This is a genomic window from Flavobacterium cupriresistens (genome assembly GCF_020911925.1).
GTDB lineage: Bacteria > Bacteroidota > Bacteroidia > Flavobacteriales > Flavobacteriaceae > Flavobacterium > Flavobacterium cupriresistens.
In genome coordinates this window covers 5,550,697-5,577,354 of the sequence record NZ_CP087134.1, presented here as the reverse complement: position 1 = coordinate 5,577,354, position 26,658 = coordinate 5,550,697, and the positions used below count along the sequence as shown (strand labels likewise).

Below are 26,658 nucleotides of genomic sequence, written 5' to 3'. Positions count from 1 at the left end.
TTTAAGGTTATTTTTGTAAATCTTTGCATTTTATTAAATGACCACATTAATTATTGAAGACGAAAAGCCGGCAGCAAGATTGTTGCAGCGCAAGCTTGAAAAGCTAAATATTAGCGTAGAAACCATGTTGCATTCTGTTGAAGAATCAATAGACTGGTTTTCGAATAACAACCATCCCGATCTGATTTTTTTGGATATACAGTTGTCTGATGGTTTATCGTTCGAAATTTTTGAAAAAATAGACATTAAAAGCGCTATTATTTTCACTACTGCTTATGACGAATATGCTTTGAAAGCCTTTAAACTGAATAGTATCGACTACCTTCTGAAACCTATTGACGAAGATGATCTTGATGTTGCCGTTACTAAATTTAAAAGTCGTCTTCCTAAATTAGATATGGAAAATACCAATCTTCAGCTTGATTTTGAACAAATCAGGAAGATGTTGTCAAATCCCTTTGAGAAAAACTACAAAAAACGCTTTACCGTTAAAATCGGTCAACAGCTCAAAGTAATTACAATCGACGAAATTGAATGTTTTTTTAGTGAAAATAAAGGAACCTACATTCATACTTTTGAAAACCGAAACTATTTAATCGATTCGACTTTAGAGATTCTCGAACAAGAAGTTGATATGAAAGATTTCTTTCGCGTAAGCAGAAAGTTTATTGTACCATTAAAGGCAATAAAAGAAATACAAGTATACACCAACTCCCGTCTGAAAGTAATTTTACCTTCGTATAAAGAAGATGAGGTAGTGGTAAGCCGTGAAAAAGTTCAGGATTTTAAGAATTGGCTGAACTAGGTTTTTGTGCTTCCAAAATCATATAAAACTGAATTCCGAATAAGATAGAGGCCAATACTAAATGTATGGCCTGACTTCCAATTGGGAAATCAAGATAAGCCATAGCCATTCCGGTTAGAATTTCAATTCCGATAAGAGCCAATACCCAGTTCATCTTTGAAAATCCTAAGTTTAGTTTTCTGTTTTTAGTGAATAAATACACATTTACAAGTAAAACAATAACAGAGAAAGAACGGTGAATATAAAAGGTAATTGTAGGGTTTTGCAACCAAAGAATGCTTTCAGTTAACCCGTTTTTTATTTGCTGATCTACTAGCTGACGTACTTGTGTACCAATAGCCACTTGTATTAAGGTCAGTAAAAGAGAAAGTAATAGTACATTTTTGAATGTGCTATTGTACGTTACTGCTGCGAGTTTTGGTCTTGCTACTTGTATAATGTATAAAATCACGGCAACAATAACCAAAGCCATAACCATATGAACTGTAATTTTGATCGGGTTTAATACCGAATACACCACTTTCGCGCCTAACCACGCCTGAAAGCCCATCATAAAAACAACTAACCAGGAAAGAAGGGGAATTCTTTTCTTTTCTTTCCAAAATTTAAAGGAAGCAATAGCCATAAAAAAACAAGCCATTCCTGCCAAAGCACCACACAAACGATTGATATATTCGATCCAGGTATGAAGCGGATTAAAAATCGCATAATCGTGTTTGGTGTATTTTTCCCAATGCGAAACATCAAAATTAGTCTGAGTTGTAAAATTATCTTTGGCAACCAATAAGGTTTCGTCTTTAATGATTACTTGCCCTTTTTCGAAAACACGATTGGGTGCCCAGGTCAGTTCTTTTAAATCCGTTGGGGGAATGTAATATCCAAAACACTTTGGCCAGTCGGGACAACCCATTCCGGAACCTGTCATACGTACTAATGCTCCTGCAACAATTACTAAATAAACTAAAACTAATGCTGTTTTTGCGATTGTAGGGAAGTGTTTTTTCATTCTTTTTAAAAGTTGCTGAGGAACTAAATTGCTGAGGTTCTGAGTTTGTAATGGTTAACAACGTCTTTTTTTAAACAGCAAATGTTCTATTTACAATATTTTATTTTTTAATAATCAGTATTTTGCTTTCGTGGGCGCTGTAGTCTTACAGTCTAAGAAACTTAGTTACTTAGAGGCTTTTATCAACCCCATCTTCTCCGCTCTTTTTATAACAAAATCATAAGCAGCCTGATATTCGTTAGGGATTTCACCTTCTAAAATGGCCTCTTTTACCGCTTCCTTCAAAACGCCGATTTCACGCGATGGCTTCAAATCGAATAGTTCCATAATTTCTTCACCCGAAATCGGTGGTTGAAAATTACGCACATGATCGCGTTCTTCAACTTCAACAATTTTTTTGCGAACCAATTCGAAGTTTTTATGGTATTTTTTGAACTTAGACGGGTTCTTAGTTGTAATGTCAGCTTCACACAAGGTCATTAGATTTTCTACATCTTCTCCGGCATCAAAAACCAAACGACGCACAGCACTATCGGTTACAAGATCCTGTGCCAATACAATTGGACGTGAACTCATAATAACCATTTTTTGTACAAATTTCATTTTGTGATTCAAAGGCATGTGCAAGCGTTCGAATATTTTCTTAGCCATTTTTCCGCCTAAAAACTCATGTCCGTGAAAAGTCCAGCCTTGTTTTTTATTGAAACGTTTTGTTGGCGCTTTTCCAATATCGTGCAATAAAGCTGACCAACGCAACCAAACATCATCGGTATTGGGACAAATATTATCTACCACTTCCAAGGTATGGTAAAAATTGTTTTTATGGGTATGACCTTCAATTTCTTCCACCTGATTCAACGCAGTCAATTCGGGTAAAATAAGATCTAAAAGCCCGGTTTTATATAAAAGTAAAAATCCGATAGAAGGTTGGTCTGTCGAAAGAATTTTGTTTAATTCATCGACAATTCTTTCTCCTGAGATGATATTAATTCGGTCTGCATTTTTAGTAATGGCATCCAAAGAATTCTTTTCAATCTCAAAACCTAACTGAGTAGCGAAACGAATAGCGCGAAGCATTCGCAACGGATCATCAGAATAAGTAATACTTGGATCTAAGGGTGTCTTGATGATTTTATTTTCTAAATCTGCCAATCCGTCAAAAGGATCAGAAAGATCTCCGAAAGTTTTTTCGTTTAGCGATAAGGCTAAAGCATTTATCGTGAAATCACGACGGTTTTGATCGTCTTCAAGTGTTCCGTTTTCGACAAGTGGATTTCTACTGTCAAAATTATAAGATTCTTTACGGGCTCCGACAAATTCAATGTCCGTGTCTTCAAAGCGCAACATAGCAGTTCCGTAGGTTTTGAAAACTTGTACTTTTGGATTTTTAGGAAGTAATTCAGATACTTTTAAAGCCAATTCGATACCGCTACCAACGGCCACAACATCAATATCTTTTTTTGAACCACGGTTTAAAAGTAAATCCCGTACAAAGCCGCCAATGACATAACTGTCTACGTTTAGTTCCTGAGATGCCTGCGAAATGATTCCGAAGATTTTATGTTGTAAAGCTGTTTTATAATTTGTTTGTATAGCCACGAATTCACGAATTTTAAATAGTACGTCTTATTCTTGAAGAGAATGGAACGCCTGCAAATTTACAACATTGAAAATGCCTTTTATAATCTATCGCTCACTTTTTTATCGAAAGTCTTAGTTTTATGGTGTAATTATAGAATGTTAGGCGTAAACGGGTAAAAGGTTTGAGACGAATTGCACGAATTATCACGAATTTTTTGGTGTGGCTTGTGGAGTTTGATTAGTGGGAATTCGCGTAATTATAAGATGTAGCCGCAAACGAGGAAAAAGGTTTGACACGAATTGCACGAATTATCACGAATGTTTTTGGTTCTGCTTGCGCAGTTTAATTAGTGAAAATTTGTGTAATTCGTGTTTAGAAAAGAGGCTTGCCATGAATTACACGAATTATCACGAATGTTTAAGTATGGCATATGCAGTTTAATTAGTGATAATTCGTGTAATTCGTGTTTTAAAAAAAATGAAGCAACGAATAGGCCTATATCACCATCGAACAAATCAATCCTGATTAGTTATTTTTAGAAATGCAATTTGTATTTTTGGGTCACTTAAAAATGCACAAATGAAAATTGTTATATCGCCTGCGAAGTCATTAAATTTCGAAAAAGAATTACCAACTACTCAATATACAGAACCGTCTTTTTTAAAGGAAGCCCGTGTGGTTCATAAAGTTTTAAAACCTAAAAAACCGGCAGATTTGGCTGTGTTAATGTCGATTTCCGAAAAATTAGCCGATCTGAACTGGCAGAGAAATCAAGTTTGGAAAACACCTTTCACTCCCGAAAATGCACGTCCGGCAGTTTATACTTTCGATGGCGATGTATATACCGGTTTGGACGCGTATACTCTTCCGTTAGAAAAGTTAGAGGTACTGCAAGATAAACTGAGGATTTTATCAGGACTTTATGGAGTATTAAAGCCTTTGGATCTCATGCAGGCGTATCGTTTGGAAATGGGTACAAAACTACCAATAGAAGAGCATAAGAATCTACATGATTTTTGGAAAGGACCCGTTACAAAAGCGCTGAATAAAGAACTGAAAAAAGGAGAGTTGTTTGTGAATTTAGCCAGTACCGAGTATTTCTCCGCTGTTGATGTTAAAAACTTGAAAGTTCCGGTAATTACTCCTGATTTTAAAGATTATAAAGACGGCAAGCTAAAAATAATCAGTTTCTTCGCAAAAAAAGCAAGAGGAATGATGGTGCGTTACATTATCGACACCAATGCCGAAACGATAGATGATTTGAAAGGCTTTAATTATGAAGGGTACCAGTTTGATGCGAATCTTTCGAAAGGAAATCACCTGGTTTTTACGAGGTAGGTTTTTTTGTTTAAAGTTTAAAGTTTCAGGTTTCAGGTTCCAGGTTTCAGGTTTAATAGCCCCCCAGCTTCAGCTGGTGGGACCAGGTGTGTTTTTCAAAAGGCTTTAGCCAAATTATTTAATTTGAAGACCTAAAATCTTATTATAGAATTTTCCGAAGTAAAAAAGCCGAATTCAAAATTGAATTCGGCTTTTTTAGTTTTGTTAAAAATTAATGCATCGCATCAGCAGGATTAATTTTGTTTTTTCCTTTTTTGATGAAAAATATAATCGGAATACAGCATAAGAACATGATTCCTAAATACATAAAAATATCAATGTATGACATTACTGTACTTTGTTTTAAAATAGCATAATCTATTGCCTGATAGGCCTTTTTAAGGGCGACATCGGCGCTATATCCTTTGGACATAAAAGCATGTTGCATTCCTGAAATACGTTGCTGCACATCATGATTCGCAGGATCTAAATTGTTGATCAGATTAACTCGGTGCTCTTGACTGAAACGGGTGATAAAAGTGGTGATAATGGCAATACCAAATGAACCTCCTAATTGACGCATCATTCCGGTAAAAGCAGCTCCTTCACCAATATGTTTCCCTTTTAAAGTCGAAAGTGAAAGTGTTGTAATCGGTACAAAAAGTAAACCTAATCCAATACCTCTTAAAATCAACGGCCAATACATATGTTCTACTCCGGTATCAGGTGTCATACGGGTTTGCATCATAAAGGTAAAGAAGAAGAAGACTAAAAATCCAACTCCAACCATATACCCTTGCGGAACCCCTTTCTGAATCATGTTTCCAACAAATGGCATCATGATCGCTGTTGTAATCGAACCCGGAATCAATAATAGTCCCGCATCAGTTGCCGTCCATCCTAAAATGGACTGGGTGTAGATCGGGATAATCAATGTCGATCCGTATAAACCGAAACCTAGAATAAAACACATTACCGTTCCAATTCTTAGATTTCCATCTTTTAATACACTCAGATTTACAATCGGATATTTATAAGTCAGCTCTCTCCATATAAAAAGGACTAATCCAAAAACGGTAAGGACACTTAATCCTGTAATTAAGGGATCATTAAACCAGTCGTCTTGTTGTCCGTGTTCTAAAACAAATTGTAAAGAACCGATAAACGTTGCCAAAAGAATAATTCCCCACCAGTCAACCTGATTTGCTTTTAGTTTTTCTCCATATTTCGGACTTCTAACAAAAGTTAGTGCTAAAATAGTAGCAATAATTCCCAAAGGAATATTGATATAAAAGATATAAGGCCAGGAATAATTATCTACTAAATAACCTCCTAAAGGCGGACCTAAAGTTGGACCAACAATTACACCCATTCCATAAATAGCCTGTGCCATACCACGTTTTGCTACCGGATAACTTTCGGTAATAATGGTTTGAGCGGTTACCAGTAAGGCACCTCCACCCATACCTTGTACGAACCTGAAGGCTACCAGTTCCCAGATATTACTGGCATTTCCACATAAAAAGGAGCAGACTGTAAATAAGATGATAGAGGCCACAAAATAATTACGTCTTCCAAATTGCTGCGAAAGCCAGCTTGTCATCGGTATTACAATAACATTCGCAATGGCGTATGCTGTAATAACCCAGGCCACATCAGTCAAAGTAGCACCAAGGCTACCTCGCATGTCTGTTAGTGCTACGTTTACAATCGTGGTATCAACAATTTCCAGTAAGGCACAAAGTACCGCTGTAATTGTAATAATGACACGTCTGAAACCGTATTCTACTAAATCATCTTCTGCTTGTACTGCTGTTGCCATATTTTATTTCAAATGTACATCTACATCAACATTCATCCCCGGACGCAATAATTTTACTTTTTCAGGATCGTTTGATTGATCTAAACTGATTTTTACCGGTAGTCTTTGGATTGTTTTCACGAAGTTACCTGTAGCATTATCAGGAGGTAATAAAGAAAAACGAGATCCTGTTGCCGGTGAAAATGAAGTTACAACTCCTTTAAACTCATAGTTTGGATAAGCATCTACTTTTAAAGAAACTTTTTGTCCCACAACCATTTTGTTTAATTGTGTTTCTTTAAAGTTTGCTACTACCCAAGCCTCATTGTTATTAATGATATAAAATAAAGATTGTCCCGGTTGAACTAATTGTCCTGGCTGAATATCAACTTTAGAAACCTGACCGTCAATAGCGGCAGTTACAACCGTGTAAGTAAGGTTTAATTTCGCAACATCCAACATTGTTTTAGCTCTTTTAATATTGGCAGCTGCAACTTCTGTTTGTTTATCAGAAGCCTTAGATTTTGATTCAATTACCGATTTTTGAAAAGAACTTGCTCTTTGTTGTTGTTGTAAAACACGTACCTGATTTTCTGCTTCTTCTTTTGCAGTCAAAGCTTGCTCATACTGTTGTTTTGTAATGGTATGTGTTTTGTACAAATTATTGTAACGGTTGTAATCGTTTGTAAGTTGTCTCAATCTTATTTTTGCACTTTCGATAGAACCACTTGCAGATTTCATGTTGGCGTCAGAAACAGAAATGCTTGCGTAAGCACTTCCAATATCAGCTTTTGCAGCTTCGTATTGGCCTTCAGCTCCTAATACTGCAGCAGTAGCTTCGTCAATTTTTAATTGATAATCTCTTTTGTCAATAGTAAATAAAGTATCTCCTTTTTTTACAAAATCATTATCTTTTACATATACTTTGCTAACATAACCGGATACTCTCGGGATAATCGGGTTCATTTTTTTCTCAATCTGAGCATCATCCGTTTCTTCGTGAGCTAAAGAATGCATGTATTTTGTTATTCCGTAAGTTCCGCCCACTAAGACCAATACGGCTAGTATAATGATGAATTTAGTATTTGTTTTTTTCTTTTCCATGAGAGCTATCGATTATATTTTAGAAAGATTGAATGATTGTGATAATTGTCCTGATACTGAAAGTAATTCGTAATATTTTTGAATAATGGTTGCCTTAGACACAGCCGTATTGATTTTAGCGCTTAGGTGTTCAACATCAGCTTCAACTAAATCATTGGTATCAGATAAACCATTATCAAATTTGTCTTTTACAAGTCTGTAGTTTTCTTCGGCCTGTTGTAATGCTTCATCATAAACCACACTTTGATTGATTGCCAAGTCATAGTCCTCGATAGATTTCTGAACTTCAACTTTAATTCGATCCGTCATGATAGCCTCTGTATTTTTTACTTCCAAAGCCTTGCTTTCAGCCGCTTTTACAGAAGCGCTGTTTTTTAGAATTCCCGATAAGTCATAAGATAAACCTACTCCAAAATTCATAGCATATTTTACGGTAATAAAATCTTTAAGGTCAAAAGCAGTGTAACCACCTAATAAAGCTAGTGTCGGATAGTATCCTGATCTTGCAACCTTGATGTTTGCCTGACTTGCTTTTTGTTGAAAACGAATTGCTTCGAGATCTTTTCTGTTTTCAAGTGCCATTGCATCCGAAGTTGGTGCATTGTTTGTTTTTAGATTGAAGAAATCAGACTCGTTAACCTGAAGTTTTACGGTAGGATCTAATTTTAGTAAGGTCGTTAGGTAAAAATTGATGTTATTGAGGTTGTTATTTGCTTCATCAATAGATAATTGCGTTTTTGAAACCAATAATTGTGCTTTCAATAAATCATTTCGTGGGATGATGCCATTTTTCTCTAATTCTTTGAAATCAGTAACACGTTGTTTGGCTTGCTTCTGATTTTCGTTTAATAGATCTAATGTTTTCTGCGCTTTGTACAAAGCAGTGTAGTAAGTGATGACACGTAAGGCTACATCCTCTTTAGTTTTAGCCGCACTTGCAGTTTCAGCTTCGTAAAGATTATCGTAAGCGTTGATGCTGTTTTGAATTTTAAATCCGGAGAATATCGGCAGACTTAGAGTCGCCTGACCAAATAATACCTGATTAGGTGCCGGCATTGGCTCAGCACTTGCCTCGTCATTATGCATATCAATCGACGCTTTTGTTAAACGCTGGTATTGCCCCGCAATTTTAATATCGGGATATTGATTGTTTTTGACGTTTTGTAACTCGTATTTTTTTGAGTTTACCTTAGTGTTGGCAAGCGTAACTTCGTTACTTTTTTCCCAAGCCAGTTTAACGGCCTCGTCTAAGGTTAAACTTGTTTTTTCTTGAGCTTCTATTGATGAAATTCCGATAAAGAAAATCCCAAAGAGCATTAATTGACTAATTTTCATAAACAAGTAGCGCTTTTATAGTTTGTTGAATGTGATTTGTAAGACTGGTTTTAATGTAAGCATCATACTTCGCTTCGGTATCTAATTGAAGTAAATCCTGAAAGAATGTTTTATTCATATGAAAGTGGAAAAAAGTCCCCATTATAGTTGGAGTGATTAATGGAATGATAACATCTTTTCTAAAAACACCCTTTGCCTGTCCTTCCTGAATGATGCTTTCCACAAGTTTTAAATTCCCTTTTTTCAGTTCTGTAAAGGCTTGTAGATTCTCTTCTTTCTTTCTGGACGCAAATTCAAAGTGTAAAACTCTGAAAATCCCTTTGTTACAATTGATTCTGTGAATGTAAATTTCGATTAATTTATTGACTTTATCAATGGGTTCCAGATTTTCGTGTAATAAATTTTCAATTTTTAATTTCAGATCAGAAGTTTTGTAGATGATTAAAGACTCTAACAAACGGTCTTTAGAACCAAAATAATACGAAACCATGGCAATATTTATTTTTGCCGCTTTTGAGATGTCCCGTATGGATGTGCCTTCAAATCCTCGTTCAGAAAAAAGTTTTTCTGAGACTTCCAGAATCTGAATTTTTTTATCGTTTAATTCGATTTTAGACATGGTATTTTTCTAATAGAGTACAAAATTAAACAAGCGTTTAAATTAAACGCTTGTTTAATTTTATTTTAACAAAATATTAACATAACGTGAAGGGGAATTTTTATGAAAAATTATCATAAATAAAAATTGGTCTTAACGCTGAATTTCGAACTCAGTGTTAAGACCAACTGTACAAAGATTTTTTCTCTGTGGATAAAAATACACCAAAGTATTTTTAGAGTATATAATTTGTAGTATGGAGTGAGAGTGTCCTCTTTTTCCATAATGGGAAAGATGTTTTTAGCTTTATTAACTTTATTACAAATACAGTAAGAGGTATAAGTAACTAAGATTGCGATCAGAGCGTTTTAAATTTAAACGCCGTTTTTGATTTATAAACTAAAAAGAAATCTATCTGATTCCTCCAATAAATTCTTCAATTTTTCCACTTCCGCTTTCCGCTAAATGTTTGATAAAAGCACTTCCAATTATAGCCCCTTTTGCAAATTTGGTTGCTTGTGTAAAAGTTTCTTTATTCGAAATTCCAAAACCAACAATTTGTGGATTTTTTAGCTCCATGGCTGCGATTCTTTCGAAATAACTTTCCTGCGTATTTCCGAATCCTGCCTGAGAACCGGTCACACTTGCAGAACTTACCATATAAATGAATCCGTCTGAAACACTATCGATAAAACGAATGCGTTCCTCTGAAGTTTGCGGAGTAATCAACAGTACATTAATTAAACCGTATTTTTCGAGAATGGCTTTGTATTGCTCTGCATAAACATCAACCGGAAGATCCGGAATAATTAAACCATCGATACCAATTTCAGCACATTTTTTGCAGAATGCTTCAACCCCATATTGTAACATCGGATTGAAATACCCCATAATAATCAACGGAATTTTTACGCTTTCGCGAATGTTTTTCAGCTGATCGAAAAGAAGTTGTGTGGTCATTCCGTTATGCAAAGCCTGCGTAGAACTCGCCTGAATAGTTGGTCCATCAGCCAAAGGATCGCTGAAGGGTAGGCCAATTTCAATTAGATCAACACCGTTTTTTTCCAGATCCTGTATAATTTGAGCGGTGTCATTTAAGTTTGGATATCCCGCCGAAAAATAAATAGAGAGTATCTTTTTATCTTCTTGTAGTTTTTGAGTTATTCTGTTCATCTTAATGTCGTTTTATTTGATCCTAATCGATTTCAAAAACCGGTTAGCTATAGTGTTATATTTAGTCAATGATAATCTCACTTGTCCAATTATCATTCTTGTTTTCCAGAAGTAAAATACCGGAATCTGAATCGTTCATTTGGGCAACCAGTTCTCCTTTGTTGTTCCAAAAAGCACTTTTTCCGGCAGAAGGAGTTCCCCAGGATTCCCCGCTAAAATTGGCCATCAAAACATGCATCTGATGTTTCTGAGCATAACTTTGTAAATTTCGGTACGCATTTGGAATCCCGTTTGGCGTAAAGAAAATACTGGCGACATAAATCGAAGTTTCTTTTTTACTTGCGTTTTCGGGATGTTGCGGATGGTCAGTGTCGGCACAAATAGCAAATGAGATCTTTTGGTTTTCAAGGGTAACCGTCGGGTTGTAATCGAATGAAGGCTGGAAGAATTCGTCCTCGCCTTCATGCAGAAATTGTTTGGTATAAATAGAAACCGAGTGATCCGGAAAAATTATAAACTCCCCAATAAACATTCCCGTTTCAGTTTGAATCGGAGCTCCGGCAATAATTATGATATTATATTCAACCGCTAATTCCTTTAAATGATCGATTCTGGAATCGTCTTTGGTAAAGGCAAGTCCCGCAGCATTTTCTCTTTCATAACCGGTAATCGACAGTTCGGGAAATGCGATTAAATTAGCGCCTTTTTCTCCGGCGATTTTGATCAGACGATAATGATCTAGTAAATTGGAGTCGATATCTCCGCGTTTTGGTTTTGTTTGAGCTGCTGCTAAGATCATTTTGGTTGTTAATTATTCTTTATTAGTTATACTTTTTAAAATTTTATCTGTTTAAAGGCCATTCAGATTTGATCTATATCGTTACGTTTTTGCGATCATTAACTTTCAATATAAATCCACGCAATAGTTCCTGATTTCAGTGTTATTCGGACTCTTTTATACGCATTCGATTCAAATTGATCTGCTTTGGTTAGATCTTCGTTGGAAATTGTAAAAACAGTCCCTTTAATACAATCTGCAGGGTTTTCACTTGGTACCGCTACAAAATAGTCAGTCATACCAAATTCTTCTTCTATTTTCAGGTCTTTTAGTTTATAGGCCGTAAGCTGGTCTGCTTTTCCGGTCAATAATTTATTAAAAACCTGCATTTGAATTTCTTTTGAGCGTAAGGTTCCGTAAGAGAATATCTGTTCCATAATTATTATTTTTCTCGTTATTTGTTCGCGTCAAGGATCATTTCGTGAAGCAATTATTGTTGAGTTGTGTTTGTGATATTTTTTTTGAAAAAGCAAAAGATCACGCAAACAGTCCGACCCTTGAGAACATGCAAATTACGATTTTTATTATAATTTAAAGTACTCGATGTAATTGTCTAAATCTTTGTCACCACGACCTGAAAGACTGATTACCACAACATCTGTAGGTTTGAATTTTTTCTGATCTAAAACGGCAAAGGCATGTGCACTTTCAATTGCCGGAATAATCCCTTCTAATTTGGTAAGTTCTAAACCGGCATTCATCGCTTCATCATCCGTTACAGAGAAAAATTCACCACGACCCGTTTGTGCCAAATGCGCGTGCATAGGACCAACTCCCGGATAATCCAGACCTGCAGATATCGAGTAAGGTTCTGTAATTTGACCATCCGGAGTTTGCATCAAAAGGGTTTTGCAACCATGAATAATCCCTACTTTCCCTAATTTACTGGTGGCCGCACTGTGACCGCTGTCAACCCCTTTTCCGGCAGCTTCGACGGCGATAATGCCTACTTCAGGTTCGTGTAAAAAGTGATAATAAGTTCCGGCTGCGTTGCTTCCTCCACCGATACAAGCAACCACGTAATCCGGATTCTCACGACCTTCTTTTTCTTTTAACTGCCATTTGATCTCTTCGGAAATAATGCTTTGAAAACGGGTTACCATATCCGGATAAGGATGCGGGCCAATAGCAGATCCGATGATATAATGAGTGTCAACTGGATTGTTGATCCAATCGCGGATGGCTTCGTTTGTAGCGTCCTTTAAAGTTTTTGAACCCGAAAGTGCCGGACGAACTTCTGCTCCAAGCATTTTCATGCGGGCAACGTTTGGTGCCTGACGTGCGATGTCGATTTCGCCCATGTACACAATACATTCAATCCCCATTAAGGCACAAACAGTTGCTGTAGCCACACCATGCTGACCTGCACCGGTTTCTGCAATAATTCGTTTTTTACCCAAACGTTTGGCCACTAATATCTGTCCAATTGTATTGTTGACTTTGTGTGCCCCTGTATGATTTAAGTCTTCTCTTTTTAAATAAACCTTGGTATTGTATTTTTCAGATAAACGTTTGGCGTAATATAATGGACTAGGGCGTCCTACATAATCTTTTAATAATTGATCAAACTCTGACTTAAAATCAGGCTCTGCTATAATTTTTAAATATTGCTGACGTAATTCTTCTACATTAGGATACAGCATTTCGGGAATGTAAGCCCCTCCAAATTCGCCGTAATAACCTTTTTCGTTAACATTATAATTCATTGTATAGTTGTTTAGGGTTTAAAGTAGCAGGTTTTAATTTTTTCTGAAACTTCTTTAATAGACTTGTGTTTTTTAATCCCGGTTCAATCTCAAATTTGCTGTTTACGTCAATAGCGTATATCGGAATTTTGAGGTCTTTTATCATTGGAATTTCTTCAATTCCGATTCCACCACTTAAGAAAAGGGGCTTCTCAGATTTATAATTCTCCAATATCTTCCAGTTGAAAGTGGTTCCGTTTCCGCCCGGTAATTTTCCTTTTGTGTCAAATAGAAAATAGTGACAAACCTTTTCATAAGGCTCTAAAACGCTGAAATCAAAACTTTCATCAACAGAAAATACTTTAATGATTTCGGTATTAATGTCAATTCTGCCATCGATTTTAGCTTTTAACTCCTGACAAAATGCAACGGATTCTTTTCCGTGTAACTGAACCGTTTGTAAATGGTACTTGTCGATTTTCGACATAATATTTTCAACGGTTTCGTCTACAAAAACGCCCGTTTTTTTAATTGTTTTAATCAGTTCCGGAATCGTTCCGTCAAAATAACGTGCAGATTTTTCCCAGAAAATAAATCCCATATAGTCGGGTAGGAGCGCTCCTACTTCAAGTATATTATCGAGATGTTTCATGCCACAGATCTTGAGTTTCATTTTTTCTTTTTTTTAACCGCAAAGGGCGCAAGGTTTTTTATGTTGGTCTTTGTAAACGCTAAGTTCGCAAAGCTTTGTGTTTGTTTTTTTGCCACGAATTACACGAGTTTTCACGAATCGAATTGGTGTAAATTCGTGGCGAAACTTTTAGTTTCTATTTTTTTGAAGCTTCTTAAAGCTTACGGTTTACAGCTGTGCAATAAATTCCGTTGCTGCTTTTCCGGCATTGTCCGTTTTCATGAAATTTTCTCCAATTAAGAAGCCTTTGTATCCGTATGGTTTTAGTTCAGAAATGGCTTCAACGGACGAAATACCGCTTTCTGAAACTTTCACAAAATCATCCGGAATTTGCGACGCCAGTTGTTTGCTGAAATCCAGACTTACTTCGAAAGTCTTAAGGTTTCGATTGTTCACGCCAATCATGTCAAGCGTTGGCATAATCGATTTTTCTAATTCTTCCTGATTGTGAACTTCCAATAGAACTTCTAAGCCCAGTTTTTTCGCAAATTCTGAAAGCGATTTGATTTCTTCACGAGTCAAAACGGCTGCAATCAGTAAAATCAAATCGGCACCAAATGCTTTGGCTTCGAGAATTTGGTATTCGTCTACAATAAATTCTTTTCGCAAAAGCGGCAGATTTACAGAAGCTCTTGCCAAAAGCAAATCGTCAAGTGAACCACCAAAATATTTCCCATCGGTTAAAACAGAGATTCCACAAGCACCCGCATTTTCATATCCTTTCACCACTTCTTCTACCGTAAAATTGTGATTTATTACTGATTTTGAAGGGGAGCGACGTTTGTGTTCTGCGATGATTCCCGTTGCACTTTGCTGTAACTTTTGACTTAAAGAAATCGTTTGTCTTTCAAAAAAAACAGAGCTCTCCAATTGAGAAACCGGAATAATTGCCTTTTTAAGAACAACTTCTCGTTGTTTGTCGAATATTATTTTATCAAGTATATTCATTGTTGTTTGTTTCGGGGTTCAGGTTTCAGGTTTAACGTTTCAAGTTTCAGGTTTAACGTTTCAACAACATGAAACCTGAAACAAAAAAAAAACTTGAAACTATTTTTTTTACTTACTTAATTCTTGTAATTTTTTTAGTGCTTTTAATCCTTTTCCGGAGAATAAACTTTCTTTGGCTTGTTTAAAACCTTCTTTCGCAGAACATTTTGTTACGGTTGCAATGGCCATTGCGGCATTCGCACAAACAACATTATTCTGTGCTTCACTTCCTTTTCCGGAAATGATATTGGTAAACATATCTGCAGATTCTTCTATTGTTCTGCCACCTTCAATTTCTCTTTGTGATAAAAGACGAACTTTAAAATCTTCCGGTTTTAATATGCCTTCCATGTCACTAGTAATGATTTTTGTTGGGCCGGTTAAGGAGATTTCATCATAACCGTCAAGCGAATGTAAAATCGTAAAATTTACATCGGTATTTTGGTACAAATACGCATACATTCTGGCTAATTCTAAATTGAAAACGCCAACCAACTGATTTTTAGGAAACGATGGGTTTACCATTGGTCCTAACATATTGAAGAAGGTTTTTACAGCCAATTCTTTTCGTATCGGCCCGACATTTTTCATTGCAGGGTGAAACAAAGGGGCATGTAAAACACAAATTCCCGCCTGATCGATACATTTTTCTAAAAAATCGGGATCGCTGCTAAATTTAACTCCCATTTTCTCCATCACATTGCTTGATCCGGAAATAGAAGAAACACCATAATTTCCGTGTTTTGCTACTTTTATTCCGGCTCCCGCTGCAACAAAGGATGCCAAAGTTGAGATATTGAAAGTATCTTTTCCGTCACCTCCCGTACCACATAAATCGATGGCGTTGTAGGCAGATAAATCTACTTTAATACATAACTCCAATAAAGCTTCACGAAAACCCGAAAGCTCTTCAATCGTGATACTTCTCATCATAAACACGGTAAGGAATGCCGAAATCTGACTCGGATTATACGCCCCGCTTGAGATATTAATCAATACGTTTTTTGCTTCCTCTTTAGAAAGTACTTCGTGATTGATTAGTTTATTTAGTATATTTTTCATTTTTTTTTAAGTTGCTAAGGTTCTGAGATGCTGAGGTTTTGTTTCAAGTTTCAAGTTTCAGGTTTCAGGTTTCAGGTTTCAGGTTTTTCTGAGACTGAATACTGAGACTGAAAACTATCAATGTTCATTTCCTTGATAAATCCACATGGGTTCTGTTTTTCCGGCGCGTTCAAATCCGTTCTTTTTATAAAAATCAACCGATCTTCCATCTGCTGTTAGCATTTGCATGTGAAAATGACGGTATTTCTCTTGTAGTTTATCTAAAATCATCTTTCCAATTCCTTTGCCCTGATATTCGGGAAGTATCAGTAAGTGTGGGTAATAAACCGTTAAATGTCCATCAGAAATGGCATTTCCAAGTCCAACCAGTTTTTTTCCTTCCCAAGCGGTTATCAAAGTTTCGGAATTTAAAAGACCGTTGTATAATTCATTAGGTTTACTGGCCGAACTCCATTCGTTTGCTTCGTAAAGCGCCAATACATCTTCGATTCTTATTTCTTTGGTTGCTAAAATTTCTATGCTCATTTTTTTTAAAGTTGCTAAGGTTCTGAGATACTGAGGTTCTGAGGTTTTGTTTCAGGTTTCAGGTTTCACGTTCCAATAACCTGAAACTTGAAACAAAAAAAACATAACATTACCCCTTTATCCAATTCTCCAAAATCCTTTTTCCGTTTGGTGTTAACACACTTTCGGGATGAAATTGAACGCCTCTTACATCAAATGTTTTATGTCTTAGGGACATGATTTGTCCGTTTTCATCGATTGAAGTGGCTTCTAAAACTTCCGGTAGATTGGCATCTACAACCCATGAATGGTAACGCCCTACTTCAAATTCACTACCCAAACCTTCAAACAAAATTTCATCAGAAACCACTGTTTTGACATTTGTGGCAACACCGTGATATACTTTGTCAAGATTAGAAAGTGTTCCTCCAAAAACTTCTCCAATAGCTTGCTGTCCTAAACAAACTCCTAAAATGCTTTTGGTTGCTCCGTATTTTTGAATCACGGCTTTTAATAATCCAGCTTCATCTGGAATTCCAGGCCCCGGAGAAAGTAAAATTTTATCAAATGAACTGATCTCATCGATATCAAATTCGTCGTTTCTGTAAACGGTAACTTCGCAATTTAAATCTTCCAGATAGTGTACAAGGTTGTAAGTGAAACTATCGTAATTGTCTATAACTAATATTTTTTTCATGATGTCTTTTTTGTTTTTGTTTCAGGTTTCAGGTTTCACGTTCCAACAACTTGAAACTTGAAACAAGAAAAACGTGAAACTATTTTTGTTTTTGTTTCAGGTTTCTTGTTTCACGTTCCAACAACTTGAAACTTGAAACAAGAAAAACGTGAAACTATTTTTGTTTTTGTTTCAGGTTTCAAGTTTCACGTTCCAACAACATGAAACTTGAAACAAGGAAAACATGAAACTTTTTTTTATCTCTCTCTAACGTATTTCTCTACAATAACACGATCAACTCCTAATTTTTCTATTTTCTCAATTCCTTTTTGAATCAGAGTATCATTTTTAACTTTTACCACAAACTCAAATTTGTTATTTTCCCACTGACGGTTATTGAAATATTCGAGGTTTTCAGTGTAAACACTATCCTTTAAAGTATATTTTCCGCCTCCTCCAAAAAACACTGCCGCGGTTGAATCTTTTCCATTGTTTAAATCATGATTAAAAAAAGCAAAGTGCGAACCGTTTATAATTTTAATCATTTTTGTTTTTGAATTGAAAGTAGAAAAAGTAGAATCCTTTTCTGTCGTTTCGGCGGATATTAAACGCCAGGTTCCTTCAATCAAGTTTTGTTTTTTATCTGAATTACAGGCTGAAATTGTGATTAATAGTACTAAGAGAGATATTGCTTTTTTCATTTTTATATTGTGGTTTTTATGGGTTGTTTTTTTTTGTTTTAGGTTTCAGGTTTCACGTTCTGAGAACTGCGACTGTGACTGTGACTGTGACTGAGCACTAATTACTATCAAATTTTCTCTGCCATTTCTAAGGCCGTATTCAGTGCTTTTAGTTTGTTGTAGACCTCTTGCATTTCGCTTTCTTCGTCTGAGCTGGCTACAATTCCGGCTCCGGCTTGACAATGCAATTGATGGTTTTTACTGAGGAAAGTTCGAATCATGATGGCGTGATTAAAATTACCTTCAAAGTCCATGAAGCCAATGGCACCTCCGTAAAAGTTACGATTGGTTTTTTCATAATTTTCAATCAGTTGTATGGCTCTGTGCTTTGGCGCTCCACTTAAAGTTCCGGCTGGGAAAGTATCTGCGACAACCTGCATGGTGGTGGCTTTTTCATGTAAATGTCCGGTAACTTTTGAAACTAAGTGAATAACATGAGAAAAGAACTGAACCTCTCTGTATTTCTCTACGTTGACATCGTGACCATTTCGGCTTAAATCATTTCTAGCCAAATCAACCAACATTACGTGTTCGCTGTTTTCTTTTTTATCTTCAGAAAGTTCTTTGGCTAAAAGGGCATCGCGTTCATCATTTCCGGTTCTTTTGAAGGTTCCGGCGATTGGGTGAATTTCTGCTTTTCGGTTTTTTACGATGATTTGCGCCTCAGGTGAAGAACCAAATATTTTGAAATCACCATAATCAAAAAAGAACAAATACGGAGAGGGGTTTATGCTGCGTAAAGCTCTGTAAACATTAAATTCGTCTCCTTTGAAACCCTGTGTAAAACGACGGGATAAAACCAGTTGAAATACATCACCACGGAAACAATGTTTTTTGGCTAAAGCCACATTATGTTTGAATTCTTCGTCAGTTAAATTTGAATATCCTTCTCCTTCTTTGGCGAATTTATAAGAAGCTATATTTCTGGATTGCAGTAATTGTTCAATTTCAGAGATGTTATTTTTGTCGTCTACGCTGTGGCAAAATATATAAGCTTCATTTTTGAAGTGGTTAATGGCGATAATGTTCTGATAAACGGCATAGAATACATCGGGAATTGAAGTTGCATTGTCTTTTTTGGCAATAGAAACTTTTTCGAAATAACGAACGGCATCATAAGAAATGTATCCGAACAAACCATTATTGATGAATTTAAAATCGTTTTTCTCTGATTTAAACTGCTTTGAAAATTCCTGAATTATTTCCGGAATATTAGTCGAGCTATCAATTGAAATTGTTTCTGATGTTCCGTCAGGAAATGTTTTTGAAATGATTTCGTTTTCGATTTTGATGGTCGCAATCGGATTGCAGCAAACATAGGAGAAACTGTTGTCATTTCCGTGATAATCACTACTTTCCAATAACAGACTGTTAGGGAATTTATCTCTGATCTTAAAATAGATACTTACCGGCGTAATGGTATCGGCCAGAATTTGTTTGTAGTGTGTGTTGAGTATAAAAGGTTTCAATGTATTTAGTTTTTGTAGTTGATATTATTTTTTAAGTTCGATTTTTACCAAAAAAAAAAGGCTTGTCGTCATGACAAGCCTTTTATATTTATAGTTTTTAAAGTACCATAGGAAGCTTCGTTCACGACGTTTGACGTAAATTCTTCCACCACCAAGTATTGTTTAAAATTGTTCTCATTTCTTTTTTTGTTGTGACAAAGATATAAATGTAATTTGAATTAGAACACATAAAATTTCAAAAAAAACTTTTCTTAATTTAGAAATTTGTTAAATTTTAAAATATTAAATGGTTTTTAAGTATCTAATTTCCAATTGCAATTGTGTTGTTTACATTGGCTCTAAAGTCAGGATTCCCTTTGATATTGGGCGTTGTAAACAGTTCGCTGTTTTTTAGTTTGGAGTACCTGATAGCAAATTCCGGTTGGTCGTACCAATTTTGAAGTGATGCATTAGTACCACTGGATTCACTAGTAACTCCGCCATTACAATTGTTCGCTATTATATTTTTGAAGGTGATTTTGGATAAATTTACAGTACCGTTTCCGATATTTTCTTCTAATAATACAAAAGGAGAGAAGCCCGAAACAATACTATTGGTTAGGTTAAAAAAGGTATTTTCTTTTATATAAATGGATTCTCTGACTAATCCCTGATTGTTTTCTTCCAGATTTACGAGTGTAATGTTGCTGGCATTTATATGAGTCAGTTTTTTGCTCATATCTGTATTTTGGATTTTATCGTAAGAGTCTACTTCAAAACATCTTGATCCTGAAACGTCTGAAGAAAAAGGGTGGCGAATCGCGATACTGTTGCTAATGTTGATTTGGGCACCTTGCGTAAAATCAAAGTCATCATCGGTAGTTCGGTAAGAAATCAGATTGGTAAGGTTTAGATCGCCACCATAACATTCGAAAGAATCATCATTTGAATAGCTAATCTGAATGTTGTTAAGAACCGTTTTTCTTCCAACTCCGGCTAAAGAAAGACCGTTAAGTTCTTTAAGGGCGCTCAGTTTTCTTCCAGCATATTCAATTCGTATGTATTTTAAAATTCCCGAATTATCTTCTGCATCGGGACCTCCGTAATGATTTAAAAGAGGTTCTAAGTCAAAAGGCAAAGTATGTAAACCACCAAGCGTGTTGATAGGAGCTTTTCCTAAAACAATTATTCCGCCCCAATCGCCTGGACGTCTTTCTGTTTTTTCTTTGTTTGAAGTAAAAATGATCGGATCAGTTTCTAAACCTTCGGCCATAATTTTAGAGCCATTGGTGATTACAAGAGTTCCGCAGGTTTTATCGTCTCCGCGGATTACAGTTCCGGGTTCTATGGTTAAAGTCGCATTATTGGTAACGTAAACCACACCAACTAATTGATACGTATTGCGTTTTAGCAGTTTGGTGTCTTTGTTTATGGTTCCGGCAATGATGTTGGTAGCTTCATTATATTCGTTAGCGAAAGGCTTAAAATTAGTCCAATTGTTCATCCAGTTTGTAGTACCAATAATTCCTTTTTGCTGTTGTTGCGCGTGTAAAATAAAAGTGCTGATAAGGGTAATAAAGACAAGGCTTACTTTTGTTTTCATAACTATTTGATTTCTAGTTTTTGATTTTTTTAATTTGCTCAAAATTAGAAGGCCAATGTTAATCAACGCCCTGATGGATATTACCAAAGTGTTACATTACTATTACGAACGTTATTTTTTTGGAAATAGAATAAAAAAAAGTAGCCCCAATAGTACAAACTATTGAGGCCACCGGCATTTCTGAATTAGTATATCTGAAATATTAGAATTTTAAAGCTACAGTCAATTCGAAATCGTCATTGATCGTTTTGTCTCCTAAGTTTTCGAAGAAGTTACCAGAGTTGTATTTGATATCGTATTTAGTTCTGTCTACTTTGAATGCAGTAGTTGCAGTGTTTCCTGCTACAGTAATATCAAAAGTTACCGGTTTAGTGATTCCTTTTATTGTTAAATCAGCCGTTACAGTATAAACGTCAGTTGCTTTAGCCGCTACAGTTTTGAAAACTAATTTTGCAGTTGGGAATTTTGCAGTTCCAAAGAAATCGTCCGCTTTTAAGTGACCGTTTAATTTTCCTTGGTATTCTCCTGTAATATCAGTTGCAGTTAATGAATTCATATCAACAGTAAAGCTACCACCAACTAATTTTTTTCCTTTTAAAACAACAGCACCTTCTTTAAAGTTTACTGTTCCGGAGTGCTCTCCTGTTACTTTTTTACCTACCCATTTGATAGTAGACGCTTTTACGTCGATTTTCTTAGTTTGTGCGTTTACTGAAACGCTAGCTACTGCTACGAATAATGCTATTGCAATTGTCTTTAAATTTTTCATTTGTTAAAATGGATTTTGATTGTTATTAATAATTAAAGTGTGATAAATAATTCTTCGTTTGATTTTCGAACTTTTTTGTAATGCTGTGTACTGTCTTCATCATGTCTGTAACCTACAGTTGCGATTACGGATGCATTTAGACCCAATTTGTCAAATCCTAAGATTTCATTGACAGCAGTTGCATTAAAACCTTCCATTGGCGTAGCGTCAATTTTCAATTCAGCTGCAGCGTTCAATAAGTTTCCTAAAGCAAGATAAGTCTGTTTTGAAGTCCAGTTGTTTTTGGCTTCTTGTGGTAATCTGGAGATTGCTCCTTTCATCATATCACTAAATCCGGCTAATGCATCGGTAGGAACGCCTCTTGTTTCACTGATGGTGTTGATATAATTGTCTACTGATTCTGCTCCTGTATTGGTATCATTTGCAAAAATAAATAGGTGAGAAGCGTCTGTAATTTGAGTTTGCCCGAAAGCGACTCCTTTTAATTGCTCTCTTAATTCCGGATTTTCAATGATTACTACTTTATAAGGTTGTAATCCATAAGAAGAGGCACTTAGTCTAACGGCTTCTTTTAGGGTATTTAAATCTGCTTCTGCTATTTTTTTGGTTGCATCAAATTGTTTTGTTGCATATCTCCAATTTTGATTTTCTAAGAAAGTGCTCATAATATTAATTGTGTTGATTGCGGTATTTTTCTAATAATTGATTTAATAATTCTAATTCTTCCGGCTCCACATTCTGAGCAAACGTCTGCTCGTGGTTGTCTACTTTCGGATCTAGCTCTTTTAATGTATCTAATCCCTTTTGGGTAATTAAAACTTCTATTTTTCTTCGGTTGTTCGGGCAAACATTTCTTGTTACCAGTTCTTTTAGTAACAATTTGTCTACCAGACGGGTGGTGTTACTGGTTTTGGCCAGCATACGCTCCTGGATCACACACATATTAGCGGGATTTCCTTTTTGCCCTCTTAGTATGCGCAACACGTTATATTGTTCTCCTGACAGATCATATGGCTTTAATATTTCATTAAAATGATCTTGAATCACATTTTGCGTGTACATAATATTCAGAATAACCTTTCTCGCATTATCCATCTTAACTGTACTTTTAATAACCTCTTCAATCGTCATAGTCGTAAGTGTATAATTTGTATATACAAATGTATATCTTTTAATAGTTGTATATACAAGTGTTTAGTTAATTTTTAGTTAATTTTATTAAGAGCTTGGTTTAGAAGTAAGTTTCAAATTTTGAATACCGGAATAAATGTAAGTTGTTTTTATGGTTTAAAGTGTTGTACAGATGTTATTTAATTGTTTTTTTTATATAAAGTAAAACAAATACCCCGAACGCTTTTTAAAACGATCGGGGTATTTGTTTCGTAACTATTAAACAAACCTGACAGGTTTTTAAAACCTGTCAGGTTTAAATTTAAATATAAATATAAAATTTAATGAGGAAGTTTGTCTTTTAGCAACCCATAAACCCAGGTTCCTGCAATGGCACTAACCAAAGTAACCACAATTACAGTTACTCCTGTACCAATTTGTGCAAAAAGAGGACCCGGACAAGCACCGGTAATAGCCCATCCGAAACCAAATAGCAGCCCACCATAAATTTGTCCTTTACTAAATGTTTTGGGTTGAATTTCGATTTTTTCGCCTTGAAGGGTTTTGATATCGAATTTTTTAATCAACCATACAGATATAATACCAACCATAACGGCACTTCCGATTACGCCGTACATAAAGAAAGATTGTAACTGAAACATTTCCTGAATACGGTACCAGCTGATGATTTCAGCCTTTACGAATACAATTCCAAAAAAGATTCCAACTATCAGGTATTTTAGATTAGAGAATGCAGAATCTTTTAATTGACTTCCGTTGATTCCTTCTGTATCGGTATTTTTATTTTCTAGATTAGAATGTGTCATTTTAAAAATATTAAAGTGAAAGAATATAAGGAAGAATCAAATTGGCCATAGCAAAACCGCCAACCATAAAACAGATTGTGGCAACTAAAGAAGGCCATTGTAAATTTGAAATTCCCATAATGGCATGACCACTCGTGCATCCTCCCGCATAACGCGTTCCGAAACCAACTAAAAATCCACCCACTACAATCATAATGAATCCACGAAGTGTGAACAAACTTTCCCACGAAAAAAGCTGTGCAGGCAATAAACCCGAATGATCTGTAATACCATAAGTGGCTAACTGCTCTGAAAGTTCAGGAGTAATTTGAACCGCATTTGGATTTGATAAAAATGCTGTTGCAAGGATACCGCCTAAAAATATTCCGAAAACGAACAATAAATTCCAGCTTTCTTTTTTCCAATCGTATTTAAAAAAAGAAATATTGGCAGGAATACAAGCCGCGCAAATATGTCGCAACGATGAACTGATTCCGAAAGATTTATTTCCGATGATTAATAATATAGGAACCGTTAATCCTATTAAAGGGCCTGCAACGTACCAAGGCCAAGGTTGTTGTATAATTTCGAGCATGATTTTTTTTTAGTTTCTTAGTTACTAAGTTGCTGAGATTCTAAGTTAAAAATTTCTAAGTACAAAATCTTAGAAACTAAGTAACTCAGAGTCTTAGCTCCTTCAATTATTATAATACTTTACTTTGACAAATAAAATCCGATTTTGGGATTTCAGTTTTAGAAATTGCTCCAAAACCACCTTCAACTTCGGAAAAGTTTCTAAAACCACGTGCCTGCAAAATCGAAGCCGCAATCATACTGCGATAACCTCCGGCACAATGCAGGTAAAAATGCTCATTCGGATTAATGTCTTTTACCCAGTCATTAATATAAGCTAGTGGTTTGCTGTAAGCGTCTTCAATATGTTCAGCAGCATATTCTGTTTCTTTACGGATGTCGATTACTTTGTCTTCCGCAATTTTAAACTCGCTTGCAAATTGTGCAGCGGTAATTCGGTTCACAGTATCTATTTCGAAACCGGCATTTTGCCAGGCTTCAAAACTACCTTCCAGATGACCAATAATAGTATCAAAACCAACACGGCTTAAACGGGTTACGGTTTCTTCTTCTAATCCTTTTTCGGTAACCAATATTATAGGTTGTTTTACATTGGCTATTAAAGTTCCAACCCACGGAGCAAAATCACCATTGATTCCGATATTAATAGACTGTGGAATAAATCCTTTGCTGAAATCAGCAGCACTTCTGGTGTCCAGAATTAAAGCCCCGGTTTCTTCGGCAACAGCCTCAAATTCTTTTGAGTTTATTGCTTTCATTCCGTTATTCAAAACAGATTCAAAGCTTTCGTAGCCATTTTTATTCATAGCAACATTCATACTAAAATAGGCGGGTGGAGGCAATAATCCATCCGTTACCTCAGTAATGAATTCTGTTTCCGTCATATTGGCGCGCAAAGCATAATTGGTTGCTTTTTGATTTCCAATCGTAGAAACAGTTTCTTTACTCATGTTTTTACCACAAGCACTTCCGGCGCCATGTGCAGGATATACAATAACATCATCTGCCAGCGTCATGATTTTATCTCTTAGCGAATGAAACAAAATTCCAGCCAATTGATCCTGTGTCATTCCAGCCGCTTTTTGTGCTAAATCCGGTCGCCCGACATCTCCGATAAATAAAGTATCTCCCGAGAAAATAGCATGGTCTTTTCCGTTTTCATCAATTAACAAATACGTGGTGCTTTCCATCGTATGACCCGGAGTATGCAACACTTTTATAGTAGTAGTTCCGATTTTAAATTCTTGTCCGTCTTTTGCTGAAATGCAATCAAATTCACATACCGCATTTGGTCCGTAAACAATAGGAGCTTGGGTTTCTTTGCTTAAGTCAACGTGACCCGAAACAAAATCAGCATGAAAATGAGTTTCAAAAATATATTTCAGTTTTACTCCATCGCGTTCCAAACGATCTAAATAAGGCTGAATTTCTCTAAGCGGATCAATAATGGCCGCTTCGCCATTTGAAGTGATATAGTAGGCACCTTGTGCTAAACATCCGGTGTAAATTTGTTCTATTTTCATGATATGCAATCTAAAATAATGTGGCACAAAGGTAACTTTGTTTTTTTGGAAAATAAGTGACTAATGTTACAGAAATTTGTTTTTTGTGGAAATACGAAAAAAAATAAATCTGCTAAAGCTTTAAAATCAAAAGAATGTAATTTGATTAACGGTGTCGCATTTTGTAAATTTACAGCACTACGAAAAATAGATATTATGAACACAGAAGACTTGTTAAATCAGATTGCTTTTATAAAAGAGATTGATAAAGTAAAATACATTCAGCGAAAAACGAAGCTGTTTAATAGTGATCGAAATGAAAACGATGCGGAGCATAGCTGGCATTTGGCTTTGATGGCGCTAGTTCTGGCAGAACATTCCAATGAGCCAATCGATGTTTTGAAAGTGGTAAAAATGGTTTTGATACATGATATTGTAGAAATCGATGCTGGAGATATTTTTCTTTATGACACACAACTCAATCATGATAATACGGTGGCTGAACGTTTGGCAGCGAATCGCATTTTTGGTTTACTCCCCCAAAAACAGGCCGATGAATTAATTACCATCTGGGAAGAATTTGAAGCGGGAGAAACCAATGAAGCCAAGTTTGCAAAGTCAATGGACCGACTAGAACCCTTATTGCAAAATACGTCAAACAACGGAGGAACCTGGAAAGAATACGGCGTAAAATACAAAACGGTTTATGAAAAAAAGAGCGTCATAAAAGAAGGTTCCGCCACTTTATGGAACTTCGCAGAAGGATTAATAAACGAAAGTGTTGCAAAAGGAATTTTAAAGGAGGAGTAACGAGAATATTTTCACCATATAAGTGATGTAAGTAAATATTAAGTGAAAGCATAACGCTAAAATGAACTTACATCACTTATATGGTTAAAAAAACAAATGATGTAAATAAATA

The 26,658-nt window shown here is 35.7% G+C and carries 27 protein-coding genes; 3 read left to right on the top strand and 24 right to left on the bottom strand.

The features are described from left to right. The first annotated feature begins 37 nt into the window (after positions 1 to 37). Positions 38 to 805 (top strand): LytR/AlgR family response regulator transcription factor, encoded by a 768-nt coding sequence (locus LNP23_RS22075; RefSeq protein ID WP_047778625.1) that lies wholly within the window; start codon positions 38 to 40, stop codon positions 803 to 805. Here the strand turns inward: LNP23_RS22075 and LNP23_RS22070 are convergent. Together LNP23_RS22070 and LNP23_RS22065 are read right to left on the bottom strand one after the other, a co-directional pair. Then, a complete protein-coding gene (locus tag LNP23_RS22070) occupies positions 786 to 1,811 on the bottom strand; it encodes a COX15/CtaA family protein (RefSeq protein WP_230002909.1) in 1,026 nt (341 codons plus the stop codon). The genes LNP23_RS22075 and LNP23_RS22070 overlap by 20 nt on opposite strands. A 165-nt stretch (positions 1,812 to 1,976) precedes the next feature. Beyond that, entirely contained in the window at positions 1,977 to 3,410 is a 1,434-nt protein-coding gene (locus LNP23_RS22065) for a CCA tRNA nucleotidyltransferase (protein ID WP_230002908.1), read from the bottom strand. 562 nt (positions 3,411 to 3,972) lie between these two features. Here LNP23_RS22065 and yaaA point away from each other — a divergent pair. Continuing rightward, the gene (gene yaaA / locus LNP23_RS22060) at positions 3,973 to 4,731 is read left to right on the top strand and encodes a peroxide stress protein YaaA (protein WP_230002907.1); all 759 of its coding nucleotides are present in this window, start codon (positions 3,973 to 3,975) and stop codon (positions 4,729 to 4,731) included. 211 nt (positions 4,732 to 4,942) lie between these two features. On the opposite strand, the gene LNP23_RS22055 is transcribed toward yaaA, so the two are convergent. The 22 genes from LNP23_RS22055 to LNP23_RS21950 all read right to left on the bottom strand — a co-directional run bounded on the left by LNP23_RS22055 (position 4,943) and on the right by LNP23_RS21950 (position 25,757). Beyond that, positions 4,943 to 6,532 carry an MDR family MFS transporter gene (locus tag LNP23_RS22055; protein WP_047778629.1) on the bottom strand — a complete coding sequence of 530 codons (1,590 nt, stop codon included), beginning with the start codon at positions 6,530 to 6,532 and terminating at the stop codon, positions 4,943 to 4,945. Positions 6,533 to 6,535: 3 nt separating this feature from the next. Beyond that, positions 6,536 to 7,615 (bottom strand): HlyD family secretion protein, encoded by a 1,080-nt coding sequence (locus tag LNP23_RS22050; RefSeq protein WP_047778630.1) that lies wholly within the window; start codon positions 7,613 to 7,615, stop codon positions 6,536 to 6,538. A 12-nt stretch (positions 7,616 to 7,627) separates the two neighbouring features. Further along, entirely contained in the window at positions 7,628 to 8,950 is a 1,323-nt protein-coding gene (locus LNP23_RS22045) for a TolC family protein (protein ID WP_230002906.1), read from the bottom strand. Further along, positions 8,940 to 9,569, bottom strand: coding sequence for a TetR/AcrR family transcriptional regulator (locus LNP23_RS22040; RefSeq protein ID WP_047778632.1), 630 nt, complete (start codon positions 9,567 to 9,569; stop codon positions 8,940 to 8,942). The genes LNP23_RS22045 and LNP23_RS22040 overlap by 11 nt, the downstream gene beginning before the upstream one ends. A gap of 390 nt (positions 9,570 to 9,959) precedes the next feature. Next, on the bottom strand, positions 9,960 to 10,721 hold the full coding sequence (gene trpA / locus LNP23_RS22035; protein WP_230002905.1) for a tryptophan synthase subunit alpha: 762 nt from the start codon (positions 10,719 to 10,721) through the stop codon (positions 9,960 to 9,962). Positions 10,722 to 10,782: 61 nt separating this feature from the next. Then, positions 10,783 to 11,520, bottom strand: coding sequence for a carbon-nitrogen hydrolase family protein (locus LNP23_RS22030; protein WP_230002904.1), 738 nt, complete (start codon positions 11,518 to 11,520; stop codon positions 10,783 to 10,785). Positions 11,521 to 11,618: 98 nt separating this feature from the next. Further along, a complete protein-coding gene (locus tag LNP23_RS22025) occupies positions 11,619 to 11,936 on the bottom strand; it encodes a gamma-glutamylcyclotransferase family protein (protein ID WP_047778635.1) in 318 nt (105 codons plus the stop codon). 147 nt (positions 11,937 to 12,083) lie between these two features. Beyond that, positions 12,084 to 13,265: a tryptophan synthase subunit beta gene (gene trpB, locus LNP23_RS22020; RefSeq protein WP_047778636.1), complete on the bottom strand. Its 1,182-nt coding sequence runs from the start codon at positions 13,263 to 13,265 to the stop codon at positions 12,084 to 12,086. After that, entirely contained in the window at positions 13,255 to 13,917 is a 663-nt protein-coding gene (locus LNP23_RS22015) for a phosphoribosylanthranilate isomerase (RefSeq protein ID WP_230002903.1), read from the bottom strand. The genes trpB and LNP23_RS22015 overlap by 11 nt, the downstream gene beginning before the upstream one ends. A gap of 186 nt (positions 13,918 to 14,103) precedes the next feature. Then, a complete protein-coding gene (trpC, locus tag LNP23_RS22010; RefSeq protein ID WP_230002902.1) occupies positions 14,104 to 14,883 on the bottom strand; it encodes an indole-3-glycerol phosphate synthase TrpC in 780 nt (259 codons plus the stop codon). 108 nt (positions 14,884 to 14,991) lie between these two features. Beyond that, positions 14,992 to 15,984, bottom strand: coding sequence for an anthranilate phosphoribosyltransferase (gene trpD, locus LNP23_RS22005; RefSeq protein WP_230002901.1), 993 nt, complete (start codon positions 15,982 to 15,984; stop codon positions 14,992 to 14,994). 117 nt (positions 15,985 to 16,101) lie between these two features. Then, complete coding sequence (locus LNP23_RS22000) at positions 16,102 to 16,509, bottom strand: GNAT family N-acetyltransferase (RefSeq protein ID WP_230002900.1); 408 nt, start codon at positions 16,507 to 16,509, stop codon at positions 16,102 to 16,104. A gap of 109 nt (positions 16,510 to 16,618) precedes the next feature. Then, positions 16,619 to 17,185: an anthranilate synthase component II gene (locus tag LNP23_RS21995; RefSeq protein ID WP_230002899.1), complete on the bottom strand. Its 567-nt coding sequence runs from the start codon at positions 17,183 to 17,185 to the stop codon at positions 16,619 to 16,621. A 236-nt stretch (positions 17,186 to 17,421) separates the two neighbouring features. Further along, complete coding sequence (locus tag LNP23_RS21990; RefSeq protein WP_230002898.1) at positions 17,422 to 17,865, bottom strand: hypothetical protein; 444 nt, start codon at positions 17,863 to 17,865, stop codon at positions 17,422 to 17,424. A 107-nt stretch (positions 17,866 to 17,972) separates the two neighbouring features. Further along, the gene (locus LNP23_RS21985; RefSeq protein ID WP_230002897.1) at positions 17,973 to 19,373 is read right to left on the bottom strand and encodes an anthranilate synthase component I family protein; all 1,401 of its coding nucleotides are present in this window, start codon (positions 19,371 to 19,373) and stop codon (positions 17,973 to 17,975) included. A gap of 301 nt (positions 19,374 to 19,674) precedes the next feature. Beyond that, positions 19,675 to 20,955 carry a hypothetical protein gene (locus tag LNP23_RS21980; protein ID WP_230002896.1) on the bottom strand — a complete coding sequence of 427 codons (1,281 nt, stop codon included), beginning with the start codon at positions 20,953 to 20,955 and terminating at the stop codon, positions 19,675 to 19,677. A gap of 202 nt (positions 20,956 to 21,157) precedes the next feature. Beyond that, entirely contained in the window at positions 21,158 to 21,724 is a 567-nt protein-coding gene (locus tag LNP23_RS21975) for a YceI family protein (RefSeq protein ID WP_047778643.1), read from the bottom strand. Between the two features lie 32 nt (positions 21,725 to 21,756). Beyond that, a complete protein-coding gene (locus LNP23_RS21970; RefSeq protein ID WP_230002895.1) occupies positions 21,757 to 22,389 on the bottom strand; it encodes an NAD(P)H-dependent oxidoreductase in 633 nt (210 codons plus the stop codon). 4 nt (positions 22,390 to 22,393) lie between these two features. After that, positions 22,394 to 22,855, bottom strand: coding sequence for a MarR family winged helix-turn-helix transcriptional regulator (locus LNP23_RS21965; RefSeq protein ID WP_047778645.1), 462 nt, complete (start codon positions 22,853 to 22,855; stop codon positions 22,394 to 22,396). 320 nt (positions 22,856 to 23,175) lie between these two features. Next, positions 23,176 to 23,661 (bottom strand): DUF6691 family protein, encoded by a 486-nt coding sequence (locus LNP23_RS21960; protein ID WP_230002894.1) that lies wholly within the window; start codon positions 23,659 to 23,661, stop codon positions 23,176 to 23,178. Positions 23,662 to 23,671: 10 nt separating this feature from the next. Next, positions 23,672 to 24,235 carry a YeeE/YedE family protein gene (locus tag LNP23_RS21955; protein ID WP_047778647.1) on the bottom strand — a complete coding sequence of 188 codons (564 nt, stop codon included), beginning with the start codon at positions 24,233 to 24,235 and terminating at the stop codon, positions 23,672 to 23,674. 109 nt (positions 24,236 to 24,344) lie between these two features. After that, complete coding sequence (locus LNP23_RS21950) at positions 24,345 to 25,757, bottom strand: MBL fold metallo-hydrolase (RefSeq protein WP_230002893.1); 1,413 nt, start codon at positions 25,755 to 25,757, stop codon at positions 24,345 to 24,347. A 195-nt stretch (positions 25,758 to 25,952) separates the two neighbouring features. On the opposite strand from LNP23_RS21950, the gene LNP23_RS21945 reads away from it, so the two are divergent. Next, on the top strand, positions 25,953 to 26,546 hold the full coding sequence (locus LNP23_RS21945; protein WP_047778732.1) for an HD domain-containing protein: 594 nt from the start codon (positions 25,953 to 25,955) through the stop codon (positions 26,544 to 26,546). Positions 26,547 to 26,658: the final 112 nt, after the last annotated feature.

What these genes read in the sequence shown, in the direction of transcription:
- LNP23_RS22075 (WP_047778625.1), top strand. Translation starts at nt 38, where the DNA reads ATGACCACATTAATTATTGAAGACGAAAAGCCGGCAGCAAGATTGTTG.
- LNP23_RS22070 (WP_230002909.1), bottom strand. Translation starts at nt 1,811, where the DNA reads ATGAAAAAACACTTCCCTACAATCGCAAAAACAGCATTAGTTTTAGTT.
- yaaA (WP_230002907.1), top strand. Translation starts at nt 3,973, where the DNA reads ATGAAAATTGTTATATCGCCTGCGAAGTCATTAAATTTCGAAAAAGAA.
- LNP23_RS22055 (WP_047778629.1), bottom strand. Translation starts at nt 6,532, where the DNA reads ATGGCAACAGCAGTACAAGCAGAAGATGATTTAGTAGAATACGGTTTC.
- LNP23_RS22050 (WP_047778630.1), bottom strand. Translation starts at nt 7,615, where the DNA reads ATGGAAAAGAAAAAAACAAATACTAAATTCATCATTATACTAGCCGTA.
- LNP23_RS22045 (WP_230002906.1), bottom strand. Translation starts at nt 8,950, where the DNA reads ATGAAAATTAGTCAATTAATGCTCTTTGGGATTTTCTTTATCGGAATT.
- LNP23_RS22040 (WP_047778632.1), bottom strand. Translation starts at nt 9,569, where the DNA reads ATGTCTAAAATCGAATTAAACGATAAAAAAATTCAGATTCTGGAAGTC.
- trpA (WP_230002905.1), bottom strand. Translation starts at nt 10,721, where the DNA reads ATGAACAGAATAACTCAAAAACTACAAGAAGATAAAAAGATACTCTCT.
- LNP23_RS22030 (WP_230002904.1), bottom strand. Translation starts at nt 11,520, where the DNA reads ATGATCTTAGCAGCAGCTCAAACAAAACCAAAACGCGGAGATATCGAC.
- LNP23_RS22025 (WP_047778635.1), bottom strand. Translation starts at nt 11,936, where the DNA reads ATGGAACAGATATTCTCTTACGGAACCTTACGCTCAAAAGAAATTCAA.
- trpB (WP_047778636.1), bottom strand. Translation starts at nt 13,265, where the DNA reads ATGAATTATAATGTTAACGAAAAAGGTTATTACGGCGAATTTGGAGGG.
- LNP23_RS22015 (WP_230002903.1), bottom strand. Translation starts at nt 13,917, where the DNA reads ATGAAACTCAAGATCTGTGGCATGAAACATCTCGATAATATACTTGAA.
- trpC (WP_230002902.1), bottom strand. Translation starts at nt 14,883, where the DNA reads ATGAATATACTTGATAAAATAATATTCGACAAACAACGAGAAGTTGTT.
- trpD (WP_230002901.1), bottom strand. Translation starts at nt 15,984, where the DNA reads ATGAAAAATATACTAAATAAACTAATCAATCACGAAGTACTTTCTAAA.
- LNP23_RS22000 (WP_230002900.1), bottom strand. Translation starts at nt 16,509, where the DNA reads ATGAGCATAGAAATTTTAGCAACCAAAGAAATAAGAATCGAAGATGTA.
- LNP23_RS21995 (WP_230002899.1), bottom strand. Translation starts at nt 17,185, where the DNA reads ATGAAAAAAATATTAGTTATAGACAATTACGATAGTTTCACTTACAAC.
- LNP23_RS21990 (WP_230002898.1), bottom strand. Translation starts at nt 17,865, where the DNA reads ATGAAAAAAGCAATATCTCTCTTAGTACTATTAATCACAATTTCAGCC.
- LNP23_RS21980 (WP_230002896.1), bottom strand. Translation starts at nt 20,955, where the DNA reads ATGAAAACAAAAGTAAGCCTTGTCTTTATTACCCTTATCAGCACTTTT.
- LNP23_RS21975 (WP_047778643.1), bottom strand. Translation starts at nt 21,724, where the DNA reads ATGAAAAATTTAAAGACAATTGCAATAGCATTATTCGTAGCAGTAGCT.
- LNP23_RS21970 (WP_230002895.1), bottom strand. Translation starts at nt 22,389, where the DNA reads ATGAGCACTTTCTTAGAAAATCAAAATTGGAGATATGCAACAAAACAA.
- LNP23_RS21965 (WP_047778645.1), bottom strand. Translation starts at nt 22,855, where the DNA reads ATGACGATTGAAGAGGTTATTAAAAGTACAGTTAAGATGGATAATGCG.
- LNP23_RS21960 (WP_230002894.1), bottom strand. Translation starts at nt 23,661, where the DNA reads ATGACACATTCTAATCTAGAAAATAAAAATACCGATACAGAAGGAATC.
- LNP23_RS21955 (WP_047778647.1), bottom strand. Translation starts at nt 24,235, where the DNA reads ATGCTCGAAATTATACAACAACCTTGGCCTTGGTACGTTGCAGGCCCT.
- LNP23_RS21950 (WP_230002893.1), bottom strand. Translation starts at nt 25,757, where the DNA reads ATGAAAATAGAACAAATTTACACCGGATGTTTAGCACAAGGTGCCTAC.
- LNP23_RS21945 (WP_047778732.1), top strand. Translation starts at nt 25,953, where the DNA reads ATGAACACAGAAGACTTGTTAAATCAGATTGCTTTTATAAAAGAGATT.